Here is a 15,626-nt window from a genome sequence, read left to right as displayed (position 1 = left end):
GGGTTGCATGGTCAGTTCTCCTGGGCTGCGAAGGGCTGAAAGGTCCCCCAGTCGACGAGCGCGCGGGCCAGCGCGAGCTGCTCCGCCTCCGCGAGACCGGGGATGTCGCGGGGCCTCATCTCGCGCGCCGCAGCGAGCGCGCGGAGCGCGGGCTCGGCCCACGCCTCGATGCGCAAGAGGAGCTGCGCTCGCTCGCCGCAGCGCGCGCGGAGCTCGGCGCGACCCGCGCTCCGGGTCACGTCGAGATCCACGCCCGGCCAGCGGCGCACGAGGACCGTGCGCGGGTCGAGATCCTCGGGCCGGCCGAGCGCGCGGGCGGCGCGCTTTCGGGTGCCGGCGTCGCCGCGGGCATGGAGGCGCGCGAGGAGCGCGGCGGCCCGCGGGCCCCGCTGCGCGAGGGCGTCGATCTGCGCCCGCCGCACGCACTCGCGCTCATGCGCGAGGAGCGCCGCCGAGAGCGCATCTCCCGCGGCGGCCCGCGGCGCCGCGGGGGTCAGCCCGTCGATGGGGCCCACCTGCTCCTCGAGCACCGGACCGTCGTGAGGGCCGAACAGGTGCAGCGAGATCGACCAGCTCCCGGTCGGGTTCCGCGGATCGTGGATGCAGGGCCCGTAGATGTGGCCGACCCGGCCCGCCTCGGCGGAGAACAGGCGCTTCGGCACGAGCCGCCGCGCGCGGACCGTCGCGTCCCAGTCGAAGGTCGCGACGTCGAGCGTGTTGTGGAACACCGCCGTGACCGTCCAGTCCGAGTGCTCGTGCGCGCCGGCCGCGCGCCCGGGCCGCCAGTACGCGAACGCGATGCGGACGCCGAGCTCGGAGACCACGTGGAACGGCGCGAGGCCCGGCGCGCCGTCCCGCCGCTCGATCTCGAGCGCGAGGAGCTCCAGCGGGAGCTCGTCGTCCGAGAGCCCGACCCGGATCGCGGCCTCGACCGTGCGCACATGATCGCGCGGCGGCCGGACGCGGCCCTCGGGACGCGGGAAATCGAGCTGCCCGAGGAGGGCGGTGAGGTCGGCGAGCCTCATGGCGCGATCCGGAGCACGTCGCTCTTCACGAGCGGACGGCAGAGCGCCACGCGATTCGGGTCGTCGAGGCCGGGGAGCTCGCGGACATAGAAGTGATCGCAGTCGACGATGAACTGCAGCGCGTCCTTCGCCCAGGCGTCGATGCGCACGAGGACGCGCGGCGGCTCCAGCGACCACACGAGATCCGCCTTCCCTTGCTCGACCCGCACGAAGATGGGCCGGCCGAACTTGACGCGGATGAGGCGCGTGTCCGGCGTCACGGCGAGCTCGTCCCGCCACGCGCCGGAGATGGGCCCGAAGAGCGCCTCGACCTCGGCGCGGTACTGGTCGAAGGTCATCGCGGGGCGCGCGCCGAGCTCGCCGCGAGGGGCGGTGTTGGCGGTGTGGTGAACGAACTCGCCGAAGAAGCGATGGCCGAACGCCGCGTACTCCTCGGTGAAGAGGACGAGCTGGTGCCAGACCTCGTCGATCCTCCGGGAGAACATGGGGATTTGCCGGGTCCGGTCCGCCCGGCAGATGAAGATGTATTTCTTCACCTCGTCGAAGAGCCGCGCCGCCTCCTCGCGAGAAGAGGCCATCCGGTCCTTGACCAGCTTCTCTTCGAGCCACGGCGCACGGAAAGAGAGCAGCTCGGGGATGATTGACGTGTCCATCGCCCGTGGCTCATTGCGAGCTTCGTGCCGAGTGGCGCTCACCCGCTTCGGGGACCCCATCGCGTGTACCGGAGCTCGTTGGAAGGGAAGGTCGATTCCAGAGGGGCTTCCCCAACTGGGAAAGGAGTTGCTCAACAGAGGTCGCGGCCACGCAAAAACAGAGGTCGCGGTCACGCAGAAACAGAGGTCGCGGCCCGCAGAAACCGCGGTGGCACGGCGACTGCAATAGCCCTCCTCGCGGGACGTCGAGTCCGCAACTGGAAATAACCAACGCACCCACGGAGCAATCACCATGAACGAGCAAATCAAGGTCGAGGTCGAGGTCGAGACGAAGCAGGAGATCAGCAAGGAGCGCCCTGCGCGCCTGACGGTGGAGGTCCCCACGGAGCTCCAGGCCGGTGCCGCGCCCGTCGGCCCCGTCTGCACCTGTCCGCCCGGCTGCTGCTGCTGACACGCCCGCGAGAGGCCGGGGACCGCGACCCGCGGCGACCGGCCTCTCGACCCTGACAACACGACCGCGAGAGGCCCGCGCCGCGATGAGCAGCGTCGGGCCTTTCGCGTCTGGACCGCATGAAACGCCGGCGGAGCCGGCCGTCCGCGCAGGCCGATCAAGCGGCCTTCGCGCGGGCGCCGGCCGGGGCGGCTCAGGGGTGCGCGATGACGATCAGCGCCGGGGCCCGCTCGAGCACGGCGCCCACGCAGTCGCGGACGGTGAGCGGATCCAGCGCGCCGAAGCTCTCGTCGAGGATGACCACGTCCGAGCGCTGGAGCAGCGCGCGCGCCAGGAACAAACGGCTCCGCTCGCCGTGCGAGAGCTGCCACCCCGTCTCGCCCACGACCTGATCGAGCCCCGACGGCATGCGATCGAGCAGCGGGCCCAGGCCGAGCTTGCGGCACACGAGCTCCGCCTCCCGCCGGTCCTCGGGCGCGGCGGGCCACGCGCGGCCCATCAGCAGGTTGAACGCGAGCGTCCCGGAGAGCACGTGGTTGTCGTGGAACTGCGGCGCGCTCGCGACGCGGCTGCGCCACGCGGCGCCGCCCAGCGTCCGCCGATCGAGGCCGCGAAGGAGCACGAGCCCCGACGCCGGCGCGTGAAGGCCGCTGAGCACGGCCGCGAGCGTCGACTTGCCGCCGCCGGAGCGCCCCTCGAGCAGCAGCCGATCGCCCTTCGAGAGGACCAGGCCGCAGTCGCGCAGGACGGGCTCGCCGCGCTCCCCGCCATAGCGGAACGAGACGCCCCGCGCCTCGAGGACGACGTCCGAGGTCGCGGGGCGCCCCAGCACGGCCTGCGGGATCCCGGGCGGCTCGCGGCCCTCGGCCGCCGTGAAGAGCCGGGCGATCGAGCGCCACGAGACAGCGGCGGAGAGGAGCGCGCCGAGGCTCGTCGCCAGCGTCGCGAACGCCGCCTGCGCCTGCAGGATGCCGCCCGTCGCGACGACGAGCGGTCCGACGCTCACCCCGCCGAGGACCGCTGGGAAGAGGCCGAGCAGCCCGAGCGCGAGCCACCCGCGCGCCGGGAGCGACGCAAGGAGATCGCCCACGCTGTCCATCGCGCGCGAGGCGTCGTGGTAGCGCTCGAGCACCGCGTCCTCCTCCACGTGATGGAGGTGCGGGGCCTGCTGGGCGACGCGCGTCCGGTGCCCGACGACGTTCTCGACGAAGGCGGTCGTGATCGCGAACCGCTCGCCCGTCCACGCCGCCCGCTTTCGGGCGAACCGGCGGGCGAGCAGCGCCACGGCGATCGTCCACCCGACGAGCAGCGCGACATGGAGGCCGCCGCCGGCCCCGGCGGAGAGGACCACCGCGGCGCTCGCGAGCTGCACCAGCGCGACGACCGCCCCGAGGGCGCCGCCGAGCCCCGCCGTCTCGACGGCCTCGGACTCGGACACCATGGCGAGGAGCTCGCCCGAGCCGCGCGTCCGGATGGCGGCGGGATCGAGGCGGAGCGCGCCGCAGAGCAGGCGCTGCTTGAGGAGCGCGGCGACGTCGATCGTGAGCCGCCCCCCCGTCCAGGAGGCGAACAGCTGCACGAGGATGGCCGAGAGCGACAGGAGCACCCACGCGAACAGCCACCCCGGCTGCACGGCGCCGTCGAGCGCGCCCGCGCCGATGAGCCACCAGGCGAGCACCCCGAGGGCGATCTGCGCGGTGGCCGCGGCGAGGAAGATCGCGCCCCGGCGGAGCACGCCGCGCATCGAGAGGAGGCGCCGGAAGCTCGACCCGGGATCGGGGCGGAGCAGCCACATGCCGTCGATCGGGCGATCCGCGACGAGCTGGCCGAGGAGCTCGGCGCGCGCCCGCGCGGCGCGCCGCGGCGGGATTCGCGCGGCGGCGAGCCATTTGTCGACGTGCGACGCGGGGCGGTCCTCGAGGTGGGCGGAGAGCGCCCGGCGCACGGTCTCCAGCGGGATCCGCGCCGGCGTGAGCGCCGGCGTCAGCACCGAGAGGCCCCGATGGCCCGCGGACATCACCGCGAGGTAGCCCTGCTCGAAGCGGATGAGGGAGGGACCGAGCGACGCGATGGTGCGCGGAAGGTCGGCGAAGCTGCACTGGACCGCCTCCGCCTCGATGCCCATGCAGCCCGCGTACGCCTCGATCCACGCGGTGGGATCGCCGTCCGGCGGCGCGCCGGGCGACGGCGCCGCGCCGCTCGCGAGCCCGCACGCGGCCGTGAGGGCGCTCATCGCCTGGCCGAGCGCGGAGGGCTGCCACGCGAGCTCGGCCAGCGCCGCCGCCCGCTCGGTCTCGTTCGCCTTTGTGTCGCTCGCCTTCATGCAGCCCCCTCGATGAGCCGACCGCTCTCCATCGTCGCGCTCCGGAAGCGCCCCTTCGACCAGACCTCGTCGCGCGCCCGCGCGTCCGCCTCGGCGAGCGCGCGGTAGCGGCTCCGCGGATCCTCCATGAGCGCGCGCGGCGCGCCGTCCTCGACCACCCTGCCCCCCTCGATCACGAGCACGCGATCGAAGCCGAGCGTGTCCATCACGTCGTGGCTGACGAAGACAAGCGTCGCGCGCGCCCAGTGCTCGCGCGCGCGGGCGAGGAGCGCCCGGCGACGCTCGCGCTCGAGGCCGCGGAACGGCTCGTCGAGGAGCACGAGGCGCGCGTCGCCCTTCATCAGCGCCCGCGCGAGGCGGACGCGCTGCCCCTGCCCCCCCGACAGGCGCGCACCGCCCTCGCCGATCGCCGCCTGCAGCCCGTCGGGCAGGCTCTCGAGCACGCCGGTGAGATCGGCCTGGCCCATCGCGAGGGGCACGCGCGCGAGGGCGTCGCCGGCGTGGCCGAAGGTGATGTTCTCGAGGAGCGTGCGGTTCCAGAGCTGGATGGCCGGGTCGACCCACGCCGTCGCGCGGCGCAGGCGCCCGACCGCCGCGTCGTCGAACGGCCGCCCGTCGACGAGCACCTCCCCCCGGGACGCCCTGAGCCACCCGAGCAGCAGCGAGAGCAGCGACGACTTCCCGGCGCCGGACGTGCCCACGATCGCGACGTGCGACCCCGCCGCGAGGCGCAGCGAGACCTCGGACAGGAGCGTGTGCCCGCCGGCCTGGACGCTGACGCCCGTGAGATCGATCGACGTGGCGCACGCGGCGCCCGGCGCGGCGTCCTCCACGTCCTCGGCGACCGGCGCGCGGGGGAGGTCCATCTCCGGCGCCGCGAGCGGCGCGAAGAGGCGCACGGAGGCGTTGCGCACGTTCCTCCAGCCGAGGAGCGCGGCGACGAGCTCCTGCGCCGCCACGGGGAGGCGCAGCGACCAGAACACGAGCAGGAGCAGCGCTGCGGCCGGGCCGCCGGAGGCGACGTAGCCGCCGACGATCGCGACCGCCACGGCCGTGCTCGCGAGCCCCTGGACGGCCTGCATGGCGGTGGACTGCGCGTGCACGAGCCGGCCGGTCCGCGTCCACTCGACGAGCAGCGCCTCGTGCTCGCGCCGCACCGCGCGCTCCGCGCCGTGGACGCGGATCGGCACCACGCCGAGCAGCGCGTCGAGGTAGAACCGCTCGAGCGACGCCGCGTGCGTGCGCAGGCGCATGAGGCTCTCGACGAGCGGCCTCCGCGCGAGGTACGGGGCGGCGAGCGCGACCGCCGCCGCGACGAGCGAGAGCCACGCCCCGCCCGGGTACAGCCAGAGCACGCCGAGGAGCGTCGCGGCGAACGACAGCGCCGCGCGCGCGATGCGAGAGAAGAGCGCCGGCGCCTCGCGCATCAGGTGCATCGCGTGGCCCCGCGCGGTCATGTCCGAGGTGGGCCGGCTGCGCAGGTAGCGATCCTCGAGCCGCGGCAGCTTCTCCAGGAAGGCGGCGCGGAAGCGCACCTCGAGGGCGCGGCCGAGGCGCGAGACGGCGTGGGCCACGAACAGCTCGAGCAGGAGGCCCCCGGCGGCGAAGGCGACGAGGGCGAGGAGCCCGAGCGCGCGCTGGTACTCGACCGTGATGTTCTTCACGGCGTCGAACAGCCCGCGCAGGACGACCACGTCGATCGCCGCGATCGCCGCGCTCGCCGCGAGCGCCACCCCGACGAGGGCGAGGGCCCGGCCCGCGTCGGCGCGGAGCATCCAGAAGAAGAGGCGCGACGCGGACGGGGTCGGCAGCTCGAGCTCGCGACGGACGGACGCCGGGAGCACCGCGGTCGCGACCGCGCGCGGCGCCTGCTCGACCGGCGCGGCCGCCGGCGTCGCGCTGTCGCGGTAGCTCGGCGGAGGCGGCGGCGCGGCCGGACGCGCGGCCGCAGCGGGGGCGCTTGCGCCGGCCGCGCGGGCGGCGAAGTGGACGATGACGGCGCCGTGCACGAGGAGCTTCCCCGGCGCCTTGCCCTCCGCGGCCCAGAAGAACCCCTTCGGGATGGCGCCCGCCTCCCCGGCCAGCGCGCGGTCGAAGACGCCCTCGAGCACGCGCTGCGCCTCGCCCCCGCGCGAGATCGCGCCGCCCCGGACGAGGCGCGCGACCATCCGCACGGCGGCGTCGAGCGCCGCGAACGGCCGCCACCCCGGGTCGGCGTCCGCCCGGGCGATGAGCGCCTCCCCCTGCGCGCCGAGCGCGCGCAGCCTCGCGCGGAGCGGGCCGAGCGAGTCCTCGGACGAGACCCACCGTCTCCACCTCTCGATCGAGATCGGGATCGGGAAGTGCGGCATGTCCTCCATGAAGCGATCCGCGCGCACCCAGCGGCGCCCGCTGCCGGGGTCGAGGATCTGCACAAACGGCCCGAGCCGGCGCCAGACGACGAGGAAGTGGAGCGCGTCGCCCGCGCCGCGCTTGACCACGATCGCGGGCAGGCAGTCGGCCTCGGGCAAGAGGAAGCTGTCGTGCGGGACCACCACCTCGGCGGTCGCGAGCCCGAGCTCCTGCCCGAGCGCGGCGAGCGCGTCGATCGAGGTCCCGTCGACGTCCGTCTGGCATCGGTCGCGGAGCCACTCGTAGTGCACCTCCACGCCGAACCCCTGGAGCACCGCCTTGAGCGCGGCGGGCCCGCAGTCCATGAGCGACGCCTGCAGCACCTCGGGGACGAGGAACGCGCGCTTCATCGCGGGCCTCCCGGCGCCACGGCGCGCAGGAGGAGCGTCCAGGGAGAGACGCGCTCCACCTCGACCTCGGTGGTCCCCGGCATCCCGTGCTGCACCGGGATCGACGCCGCGCTGCCCGGCCGCACGAGGAGCTCGACGCGGATCGCGCCGTCGTACGGCTCGCTCGCGACGTGGGAGACCTCCCCCTCGAGCATGCCGAACTGCGTCCACGCGAACCCGTCGAGGCGCATCCGCGCCTTCTGCCCGGGGACGACGCGCCCGACCGCGTCGGACGGCGCGAAGAGCGCGACCGCGTGCACGTCCTCGCCCGGGACCACCGTCGCCACGAGGTCGCCGGGCTTGAGCACGTCCCCCACCTGGAGCGCGGCGATATTCCCGAGCTTTCCGGCGATGGGCGCGCGGAGCTTGCGCCGCTCGATCTGCGCGAGCGCCGTGTCCACCGCGGCCTCGGCCGCCCGCTGCTCGGCCGCGAGGTCGCCGAGCGCGCGCTCGAGCTCCGCGAGGTGGGCTGTGGCCTGCCGCTCGTCGTGGCGCCGCGCGACCGACAGCCGGTGGAGATCGGCGCGCGCCCCCTCCGCCTCGAGGACCTCGTCGGCGGCGCGGGTCTTCGCCTGGAGGTGCTCGGCCGTCGACGCGAGCTGCTCGTGATGCAGCCGCTCGGAGATGGCGCGGAGCTCCTCGCCGTGCGCGGCGGAGAGGTCGCGCTGGCGCAGGTCGATCCTGGCGCGCGCGATCGAGGCGTCGGAGAGCTTCTCCTGCCACGCGCGCACCTCCTCCTCGACGGCGATCTGGCGCCGCAGCGCCCCGAGCTTCGGCGCGAGCACGGCCACCTTCGTGCGCTCCTCTTCCAGGCGCTTCTCCTCGACGGCCGCGTCCAGCTCCACAAGCACCTCGCCTTGCTCCACGTGGCGCCCGAGCTCCACGCGGACGACCGCCACGCGCCCGGCCTCGGCGGCGGCCACGCGGTGGGCCATCCGGCTGACCTCCAGGCGCGCCTTCGCGGTCGTGGCGTAGACCGAGACGCGCGCCGCGTGCATCCAGGCCGCCCAGGCGCCGAGCACGGCGAGGATCACGGCGAGGCGGATCCAGGTCCTCGCGTCGCGCTCGAGCTCGAGCGACCGCATCGTGCGGAGGAACGGCGAGGCCACGTCAGCACTCCTCCAGCGCGACCTTCTTCCGGGGTCGCGCGATGCCGTACGCGTTGAGCTTGTTGGTGAGCGTGCGCCGCGACACGCCGAGCAGCTCGGCGGCGCGCGTCTGGTTCTGGCGGGTCCTGTCGAGCGCGGCGACGATGCGGTCCCGCTCGAACGAGCGCAGGTCGCCCCTGATCCCGGCCTCGACCTGGGCGCGCGGCGCCTCCAGCATCAGGTGGTCCGCGAGGATCGCCCCTCCCTTGGACATGACCACCGCGCGCTCGAGCACGTGGCGCAGCTCCCGGATGTTCCCCGGCCAGGTGTGCGCGAGCAGCGCGGCCGTCGCCTCGGGCGCGAGCCGCGGCGCCGGGCGCCCGAGCCGCTGCGAGAGGCGCGCCGCGAAGAGCTCCGCGAGCGGGAGGATCTCGGTGGTGCGGGCCCGGAGCGGCGGGATCCGCAGCGTGATCGCGTTGAGGCGGAAGTAGAGGTCCTGGCGGAAGTCCCCGTCACTCACCATCTGCTCGAGATCGCGGTGCGTCGCCGCGATCACCCGGACGTCCACGCGCCGCGGGCGCGTGCTCCCGACGCGGACGATCTCGCCGTACTCCAGCGTGCGGAGGAGCTTCGCCTGCGTGCGCGGGGACAGCTCCCCGACCTCGTCGAGGAAGAGCGTGCCCTCGTGGGCGGCCTCGAACAGCCCTTCGCGCGGCGCCACCGCCCCGGTGAACGCGCCCCGCTCGTGGCCGAAGAGCTCGCTCTCGACGAGCGACTCCGACAGGCTCGCGCAGTTGACCTTCACGAACCGCTCGCGCGGGTGCCGCGACATGCCGGCGATCCACTCCGCCACGACCTCTTTCCCCGTCCCCGTCTCGCCGAGGATCAGGACCGGCAGCGGCGTGGGAGCCACGGTCTCCAGGGCGTCCCGCAGGCGCCGCATCTCCGGATCGATCGCAAGAAAACCGGGTTGACAGTCATCCACCATGAACGCTCCTCATCACGACGAAAGGGCGTGATTCACATCTCTCAAGTTCCGTAGCCGTCGACGCCGCACGGCCCCCCGGCCACGCGCGCGTCGCCCCTCGGCGGGGCACGACAGAACCCTAGGATATAGATCGTTTTTCTCATCTGCTGACCTACCGCGCACGGATTCGACGTCGCCGCCTGACCCGAGGTATCATGAGGAGCCTTGCGCCACGCCGGGCGGCTCCCCCGCGGACCCCACGCACGCCGCTGGCAATCCAGTCCTTCGGTTCCAGCCCGGTTCCTGTTCCGATTCTGACTCTGATTCCGATTCTGATTCCGATTCCGATGCTGCGAAGGGACTTGTCCGGCGTGTGGACGGCGCCTCCGCGCGAGCCGCGCTGGCGCGCGGGGTGGTGCGGCGGCGACCGGGGCCGGGGACGACTCAAAGCAAGTCGGTGGCCAACGCCTCAGCCCGCCGGCAGACGCGCCTCGGAACCAGCGGGGCCATCAGGTCGAGCCTGTACGACGACTCTTGCGAGGACGGCGCAACCTGGCGCAAAGCCGCACTTTCGGTGATCCCCTCGCCGAACGCCGCGCCTCGGCCCCTGGACGGGCCGGGATCGCGCCGGTGCTCCGGCGCTGCCTGGTGGCGCGGAACACCGCCGCTGAGGGGAGCGCGTATCGTGCGAGATGTCCCGCGCGGCACCCGTGCGTCGAGACGCGTCGCGCGCCGTGGAGGCCAGAGCCTCCACCTGAGGGCGGACGCCACCACCGGGAGGGGGCGGGAGACCAGGCGCATGTTCCTCGCCGGCGTGCGAGCCCGCGTCCGTCCTCGCGCTACGCGGCCGGCGCGCTACTCATCGCACTGCGGCTCGGCGTCATCCACGGTGACCTCCAGGCTCTGGACGTGCCCGTACGGGCCCGTCCAGCGGATCACGCCTGAGTCGACGTCCATGGTCGGCCCTTGGGGCACCTCGTACACGACATATGCCTTATTGACCTGGTTCGGCTTCAGCCAGCCATAGGCGCCGGCGCGGTTGCCGCCCAGCTCGTAGAGATGGAGGTCGACCGCCGGTATCTCATCGAGCTGGTCGAGGGACACATAGAGCAGCCGATTCTGCATGTTGTAACAAGCGCCGCACGGAGTCGTGGGGGGCTGATACTTGTCCGGTGGGGTCTGAAGGACCACCGGTCCAGTCTCGGCCGCGATCGCCGCCTCGGGACCGGCGAAACCGCCGAGAGCCGTCACGGCGCCCCCGGCGAGAAAGAGACCAGCTGCTTTGATGCGGTGCAGAACCATGATTGGATCCTCCTGGCGTTCGCTCGAGGGTCGTTCCGTCCCTCGCCGGTCGCCGGCGCTCCTCGTTCCGCGCAGCGGGCCAATCCCGCGGCGCGGCCCTTGAAAACGCGGGGTTTGACGTACCGAACCACGCGTTCGATACGCGCCGCTGCATCGGATCCTTCCGCGGCTCGCCCCGCCGCGCCGGAGCCGCTCCGACGAGCCGGACGCGGCCCTCCAGCGCGCTCCTCCTGCCGCGCCGGCCGCGGCGCGGCGCGCGGGCCACTTCACGGCACCAGCGCGCGGAAGCTCGCCCAGTCGGACAACGGGGTCGCGCGCAGCGCCGCGAGCGTCGCCTCGCGCAGCTGCGCGCCGGGCGCCTCCTGCCCGGCGGCGACCAGCGCCACCATCATCCGCTCCGCCAGCGCGTCGTCGACCGGGCGCGTCGCCGCGATCACCGACCGGGCGCCGGCGACCAGGAACGCCTGCGCCAGACCGAGCCCGAGCCCCCGAGCCCCCGGCGCGGCCCCGGTGCGGGCCGTATCGCAGCCGGACAGGACCACCTGCGCAGGCGCTCGTCGCAGCGCCAGGATGTCGCTCACGGCGAGCTTGCCCCCGCCGGCGAGCGGAAGGCTGCTGTCCCAGCCGTCGACCCCGCCGAAGAAGCCGTGGCCCGCGTAGTGGAACAGCGCGATCCCGGGCTGCTCCAGCGCGCCGGTGACCGCGGCGTGCGTGGCCAGGCCGCCCGACAGCCGCTCCACCGCGCGCCCATGCCCTTCGAGCGCCCTGGCCACGGCGTCGGCCTCGCGCCGCGCGGCCGGCAGGTCGCGCTGCGGATCGGCGACGACGAGCGCGCCCCGCGCCGCGCCGGCGCCCTCCGCCCCCGGGGCGGCGCGGCCCGGCAGATCCAGGCCGTACACGACGGGCATGCGCGCGACGAGCGGCGCGCCGTCCCAGGGCAGAGCGTGGACGTCGATCAGATCGAGCTCGCCGTACGGCGCAACGCGCAGGCGCCCGGCCGCGCGGAGCGGGACCTCGAACGGCGCGAGCAGCCGCGCGGCGAGCTCGCCGGCGGGGGCCGCGAGGTCGAGCGCCGGCAGCCGGCGCGCCGCGACGCCGTCCCGGGTGACGGCGAAACCGGCCCACCCCGCGCGGATCGGGTGGAAGACCAGCATCAGCTCGCCCTCGTCCAGCGGCGGGGCCTCCCCGGGCTCCGCCGCAGCCGGCTCTCCGCGCCTCACCAGGAGCAGCGCCTCGTCGAACAGCGCCCGGATCGACCGGCTGCGCGCCGCCCGCGCCGCCCGGGCGGCGTCGAGCTCGTCCGACGACAGCCGCCAGTCGTCGCGGCCCTCCTCGTCGAGGGCGGCGCGCTCGCGACGGTACGCGGCGAGCGCGCTCTCCCAGCGCGCCCGCGCCTCGCCGTCGAGCGACTCGATGCGGTCGACCCACCGGAGCGCCGCGAGCGCGAGCGCGCGCGACCGCCGGGCGGCCGCGAGGGCGCGCGCCGGATCGCGCCGGAGCAGGAGGTCCACGCAGCGGCGGGCGCCCTCCTCGAGGCGGCCGAGGAAAGCGCCCCTGCCCTCGCCGAGGGGCGCGAGCAGGCTGAGCTCGCTCCGTATCGCCTCCGCGGCTTCGTAGGCCGCGAGGGCGCGGTCGGGCTGCCCCAGCGCCTCGAGCGCCTCCCCGCGCCCGAGCGCCGCCCGGTAGCGGCCCTCGGGCAGCGCGCCCGCCTCCGCGAGCCGCGAGAGCCGCTCGTACAGCCGCAGCGCCCCCGCGGGATCGCGGCTGTCCAGCGCGATGCGCCCCTCGATATCGAGCCAGTAGATCGCGACGCCGGCGTCGGGGCTCGCGTCCGTCCGACGCGCCTCGTCGAGGAGCGCGCGCGCCCTCGCCGTCTGCCCCGCCGCGAGCTTCGCCAGCGCGAGGTTCGTCAGCGCGTTCGCCCGCTCGGCCGGCCTCGGGCACGGCCCGTCGTACAGCGCGAGCGCGGCCTCGAGCGGGGCCTCGGCGTCCGCGAGGGGCCTCCCGGGCGAGGCGCTCGCCCACGCGACCTGCAGGGCGCTCCAGCCGATGTTGTTCAGCAGGACAGCCTGGTCGCACGGGGGGCTGCCGGCGGGCATCGACGCCTCCACCTCGCGCAGGAGCGCCTGCGCCTCCAGCGGCCGCCCCAGCATCTGGAGGCCCTCGGCGCGCTTCTGAAGGACGTGGCGCCGGTGGTCGCTCAGGCCCAGGCGGCCTCCGGCCGCGGCCGACGCGTCGAGCTGCCGGAGCGCCGCGCGCAGGTCGCCGGACTCGAACGAGAGCAGCGCGGCGTAGTACAGCTTCAGCGCGCGCCCCTCCGGGTGGCTCGCCTCGAGCGGCGCGAGCGGGTCGAGCGCGGCGCGCGCCTCCGCGAACCTGCGCCCGTTGTAGAGCAGCGTGTAGGACAGGGCGAAGCGATCGAGGAACTCGTCGGACAGCCGACCGGCGGCGCGGTGCGCCCGGATCGACGCGTCGAAGCGCGCGATCGCCTCCGGGATCCGCCCGCGCGCGAGATCCACGCGGGCGAGCTTGCCGATCGCGAGGGCCTGGAGGGTGGGATCCTGGCCCGACGCCAGGGCGCCGAGGGCCGACGACGCTTCGTCGAGCTTGCTCTGCCGGCGCAGCGCCTCGGCCTCCTTCAGCGCGGGCGCGACGAGGGGCGGGAGGAGCGGCAGGCGAAAGGCCGCGCGCCCGCCGTTCCGCTCGGCGGTCACCGAGAGGGCGGCGGCGCCGGCGGGCACGGGGACCCGGACGAGCAGGCCTCCCTGGACCGGCGCGCCGTCGAGCGGGACCGGGGTCGCGTCGGCCGCGACGGCGACGCGAGCGTCCTGGGGCGCCTTGATCCAGAGGCGGATCGTCCTGTCGTCGGGCAGGGCGCAGGCGGGGCCGGCATGCACGGCGCCGCAGCCGGCGAACTCGACCTCGAGGGGCGGCGGCGGTGATGCCGCGGGGGCTGCCGGATCGCGCGCGTCGCCGCCGGAGGAGGCTGCGCTGTCGCGCGCGTCGCCGCCGGAGACGAGCGCCACCGCGCCGAGCAGCGCCACCGCGCCGAGCAGCGCCCCGCCGAGCCCGGCGATCCGGAGCGCCCGGCGGCGCCTCATGGAGTCTTCGGCGGCGGGAGGGACGGAGCCTCCCTCGGGAGCAGGCGCACCTTGAGACGTAACATACGAAATATATTGGATTTTTCGCCTTCGCTCCGCGGCTCGCCCGCGAGCTCGACGGGCCTGTCCGGCAGGGCCTCGAGCCGCCCGATCGCGATCGCGATCTCCCACTCGCCCTCGGGCACGCCGTGGAAGAGCGTCTCCGTGTCGCCTGCGATGCGCGCTGCGCCCTGCGCCGACACCTCGGCGCGCACGTCCCAGGGGAGCGCCCTGTCCCCTGCGATCAAGAAGGCTCGCACCGCGACGGGGCCCTCGACCCGGGTTGCGGGCCTGAGGGCGATCTCGAGCCTCGACCCGGGGCCGAGGCGCACGGTCTCGGGCGCGCCGGCGTCGCCGCTCGCGGACCGTTGTCCGACCTCGCCCCCAGCGACCGAGAGCGTGTAGGCGGGCACCGAGGCCAGGGCCAGCGCGCCCGGCTCTCCGGTCGCGCCGCCGGGGTGACGGCCAGGGTCCTCCGTCGACGGCCGCGCGACGAGGAGCCACGCCGCGGCCGCCGCCAGGAGCGCCGCGGCGGCGAGCCACCGTGCCCGGCCAGGCGTCGCCGCCAGCGGAACGACCCGGCCCGCGGGGGCTGCCTCGGTGCTCGCAGCCGACCGCGGCTCGCCCATCATGCCCGCGTGCGGCGCGCCCGCCGCCGGCGCGCCGGTCGCCGCCGCGCGCGGCGCGCCGGTCGACGCCGGCACGCCCGCGCTCTCCCCCGCCTCGCCCGCGCTCGCCGCCGTCCCGCCGCGCTCCCCCCCGTTCGCCTGCAGCCCGGCCAGGAGCCGGTCGGCGATCCGCGCCCGCGCCTCGCTGTCCAGCGGCCGCGACGCTTCCCAGGCCGCGCGATCCTCCACGGAGCGCTCCGCGAGCGCCTCCAGCGCGTCGATCTCGCCCTGCGCGAGCGTGCCGTCCACCCTCGCCGACCAGCGCGGATCGCTCGCCCGATCCTCCGCGCGCGCGGCGCTCGCCACCGCCTTCAGCAGCTCGTCGTCCCTGTCGGTCATCTTGCGCGCTCCGGGGTCGTTGACTCTGCCGAGGGCGTTCGTCTCGGCGCCTCGGCCTCGGCGGCGAGCTCCGCGGCGATCTGCCGGACCAGCCGGGCGATGCGGCTCCGCCAGGCATACACGGCGTCCGCCGTCATGCCGGTGATGGCACAGGCGTCCTCGGTGGATCTTTCGTCGACGAGCAGGAGGTAGAAGAGCTCGAGCCCGCGCTCGCTCAGCCGGTCGCGGAGCCGGTCGGCGAGGGCCGCGAGCAGATCGCGCGAGATCGCCGCCGGCTCGGGCGAGACGGACGCGCCGTCGACGCGCTCGAGCGCGTCGTCCTCGGTGGGCTGCTCGGTCCAGGGGTTCCGGCGGCGGCTGCGCAGGATCGAGCACGCCTCGCGCTCGGCCACGAGCCCCACGAAGCTCGTGAGCGAGAGCCCCCGCGCGGGGTCCCACTGGCGGAGCGTGCGCCCGCCGTCCGCGAAGAGGGCGAGGAACACGCTCTGCATCATGTCCTCGACCTCCTGTCGCACATCGCGGTGCCCCGCTGCCCGGCGGCGGCGGAGCAGCGGCCGCATGACCCGCTGCTGGATGGTGGGCGTGAGCAGATCGACGAGCGCCCTGACCGCCGCCGGCTCTCCCCCCACGGCCCGCGCGATCAGCGCGAGCGCGAGCTCGGAGGTCGCCGCCGCCCCGGGCTCCCGCCTGGCGGCGTCGACGAGCGTCCACGGCGGCTCGGGCGGGTGGGACATCGATGGCACCAACGCACACCGATAGACGCGCGCAACGTGCCCGTCAATCCAGGCAGTCTCTCGCCGGACGACTCGACCCCTGCGGGCCCACGGCGGCGCTGCGGCGCTGTTCGATCCGGAGGCGCGGCGCCGGACAGCAGCGAAGTGGACTGACGT

The 15,626-nt window shown here is 75.2% G+C and carries 11 protein-coding genes; 1 reads left to right on the top strand and 10 read right to left on the bottom strand.

Going from position 1 to position 15,626, the window contains the following annotated elements; translation table 11 throughout:
- Positions 1–11: 11 nt before the first annotated feature.
- Positions 12–1,025, bottom strand: a complete 1,014-nt coding sequence (locus WMF36_RS14180; protein ID WP_437580125.1) for a hypothetical protein — start codon at positions 1,023–1,025, stop codon at positions 12–14.
- Entirely contained in the window at positions 1,022–1,678 is a 657-nt protein-coding gene (locus WMF36_RS14175) for a hypothetical protein (protein ID WP_437580124.1), read from the bottom strand. Before WMF36_RS14175 ends, WMF36_RS14180 begins: the two co-directional genes overlap by 4 nt.
- Positions 1,679–1,970: 292 nt before the next feature.
- On the opposite strand from WMF36_RS14175, the gene WMF36_RS14170 reads away from it, so the two are divergent.
- Positions 1,971–2,129 carry a hypothetical protein gene (locus tag WMF36_RS14170; protein WP_437580123.1) on the top strand — a complete coding sequence of 53 codons (159 nt, stop codon included), beginning with the start codon at positions 1,971–1,973 and terminating at the stop codon, positions 2,127–2,129.
- A 193-nt stretch (positions 2,130–2,322) separates the two neighbouring features.
- On the opposite strand, the gene WMF36_RS14165 is transcribed toward WMF36_RS14170, so the two are convergent.
- The 8 genes from WMF36_RS14165 to WMF36_RS14130 all read right to left on the bottom strand — a co-directional run bounded on the left by WMF36_RS14165 (position 2,323) and on the right by WMF36_RS14130 (position 15,470).
- A complete protein-coding gene (locus tag WMF36_RS14165) occupies positions 2,323–4,452 on the bottom strand; it encodes an ATP-binding cassette domain-containing protein (RefSeq protein ID WP_437580122.1) in 2,130 nt (709 codons plus the stop codon).
- On the bottom strand, positions 4,449–7,193 hold the full coding sequence (locus WMF36_RS14160; protein WP_437580121.1) for an ATP-binding cassette domain-containing protein: 2,745 nt from the start codon (positions 7,191–7,193) through the stop codon (positions 4,449–4,451). The genes WMF36_RS14165 and WMF36_RS14160 overlap by 4 nt, the downstream gene beginning before the upstream one ends.
- A complete protein-coding gene (locus WMF36_RS14155; protein WP_437580120.1) occupies positions 7,190–8,341 on the bottom strand; it encodes an HlyD family secretion protein in 1,152 nt (383 codons plus the stop codon). The genes WMF36_RS14160 and WMF36_RS14155 overlap by 4 nt, the downstream gene beginning before the upstream one ends.
- A gap of 1 nt (position 8,342) precedes the next feature.
- Positions 8,343–9,308: a sigma-54 interaction domain-containing protein gene (locus WMF36_RS14150; protein WP_437580119.1), complete on the bottom strand. Its 966-nt coding sequence runs from the start codon at positions 9,306–9,308 to the stop codon at positions 8,343–8,345.
- Between the two features lie 834 nt (positions 9,309–10,142).
- Positions 10,143–10,589: a hypothetical protein gene (locus WMF36_RS14145; protein WP_437580118.1), complete on the bottom strand. Its 447-nt coding sequence runs from the start codon at positions 10,587–10,589 to the stop codon at positions 10,143–10,145.
- Positions 10,590–10,855: 266 nt separating this feature from the next.
- Positions 10,856–13,690: a CHAT domain-containing protein gene (locus WMF36_RS14140; RefSeq protein ID WP_437580117.1), complete on the bottom strand. Its 2,835-nt coding sequence runs from the start codon at positions 13,688–13,690 to the stop codon at positions 10,856–10,858.
- The gene (locus WMF36_RS14135; protein ID WP_437580116.1) at positions 13,687–14,736 is read right to left on the bottom strand and encodes a hypothetical protein; all 1,050 of its coding nucleotides are present in this window, start codon (positions 14,734–14,736) and stop codon (positions 13,687–13,689) included. Before WMF36_RS14135 ends, WMF36_RS14140 begins: the two co-directional genes overlap by 4 nt.
- Positions 14,733–15,470, bottom strand: a complete 738-nt coding sequence (locus tag WMF36_RS14130) for an RNA polymerase sigma factor (RefSeq protein ID WP_437580115.1) — start codon at positions 15,468–15,470, stop codon at positions 14,733–14,735. The genes WMF36_RS14135 and WMF36_RS14130 overlap by 4 nt, the downstream gene beginning before the upstream one ends.
- Positions 15,471–15,626: the final 156 nt, after the last annotated feature.

The sequence above is a fragment of the Sorangium sp. So ce887 genome (assembly GCF_051521455.1).
In the GTDB taxonomy this organism is placed as follows: domain Bacteria; phylum Myxococcota_A; class Polyangia; order Polyangiales; family Polyangiaceae; genus Sorangium.
Note: the sequence above shows the minus strand (reverse complement) of the source record. Positions and strands in the feature narration are given on the sequence as shown.

Excerpts from the sequence above, each read along its gene's own strand:
- WMF36_RS14150 (WP_437580119.1), bottom strand. The coding sequence starts at position 9,308 with ATGGTGGATGACTGTCAACCCGGTTTTCTTGCGATCGATCCGGAGATG.
- WMF36_RS14165 (WP_437580122.1), bottom strand. The coding sequence starts at position 4,452 with ATGAAGGCGAGCGACACAAAGGCGAACGAGACCGAGCGGGCGGCGGCG.
- WMF36_RS14170 (WP_437580123.1), top strand. The coding sequence starts at position 1,971 with ATGAACGAGCAAATCAAGGTCGAGGTCGAGGTCGAGACGAAGCAGGAG.
- WMF36_RS14160 (WP_437580121.1), bottom strand. The coding sequence starts at position 7,193 with ATGAAGCGCGCGTTCCTCGTCCCCGAGGTGCTGCAGGCGTCGCTCATG.
- WMF36_RS14145 (WP_437580118.1), bottom strand. The coding sequence starts at position 10,589 with ATGGTTCTGCACCGCATCAAAGCAGCTGGTCTCTTTCTCGCCGGGGGC.
- WMF36_RS14130 (WP_437580115.1), bottom strand. The coding sequence starts at position 15,470 with ATGTCCCACCCGCCCGAGCCGCCGTGGACGCTCGTCGACGCCGCCAGG.
- WMF36_RS14135 (WP_437580116.1), bottom strand. The coding sequence starts at position 14,736 with ATGACCGACAGGGACGACGAGCTGCTGAAGGCGGTGGCGAGCGCCGCG.
- WMF36_RS14175 (WP_437580124.1), bottom strand. The coding sequence starts at position 1,678 with ATGGACACGTCAATCATCCCCGAGCTGCTCTCTTTCCGTGCGCCGTGG.
- WMF36_RS14140 (WP_437580117.1), bottom strand. The coding sequence starts at position 13,690 with ATGAGGCGCCGCCGGGCGCTCCGGATCGCCGGGCTCGGCGGGGCGCTG.
- WMF36_RS14180 (WP_437580125.1), bottom strand. The coding sequence starts at position 1,025 with ATGAGGCTCGCCGACCTCACCGCCCTCCTCGGGCAGCTCGATTTCCCG.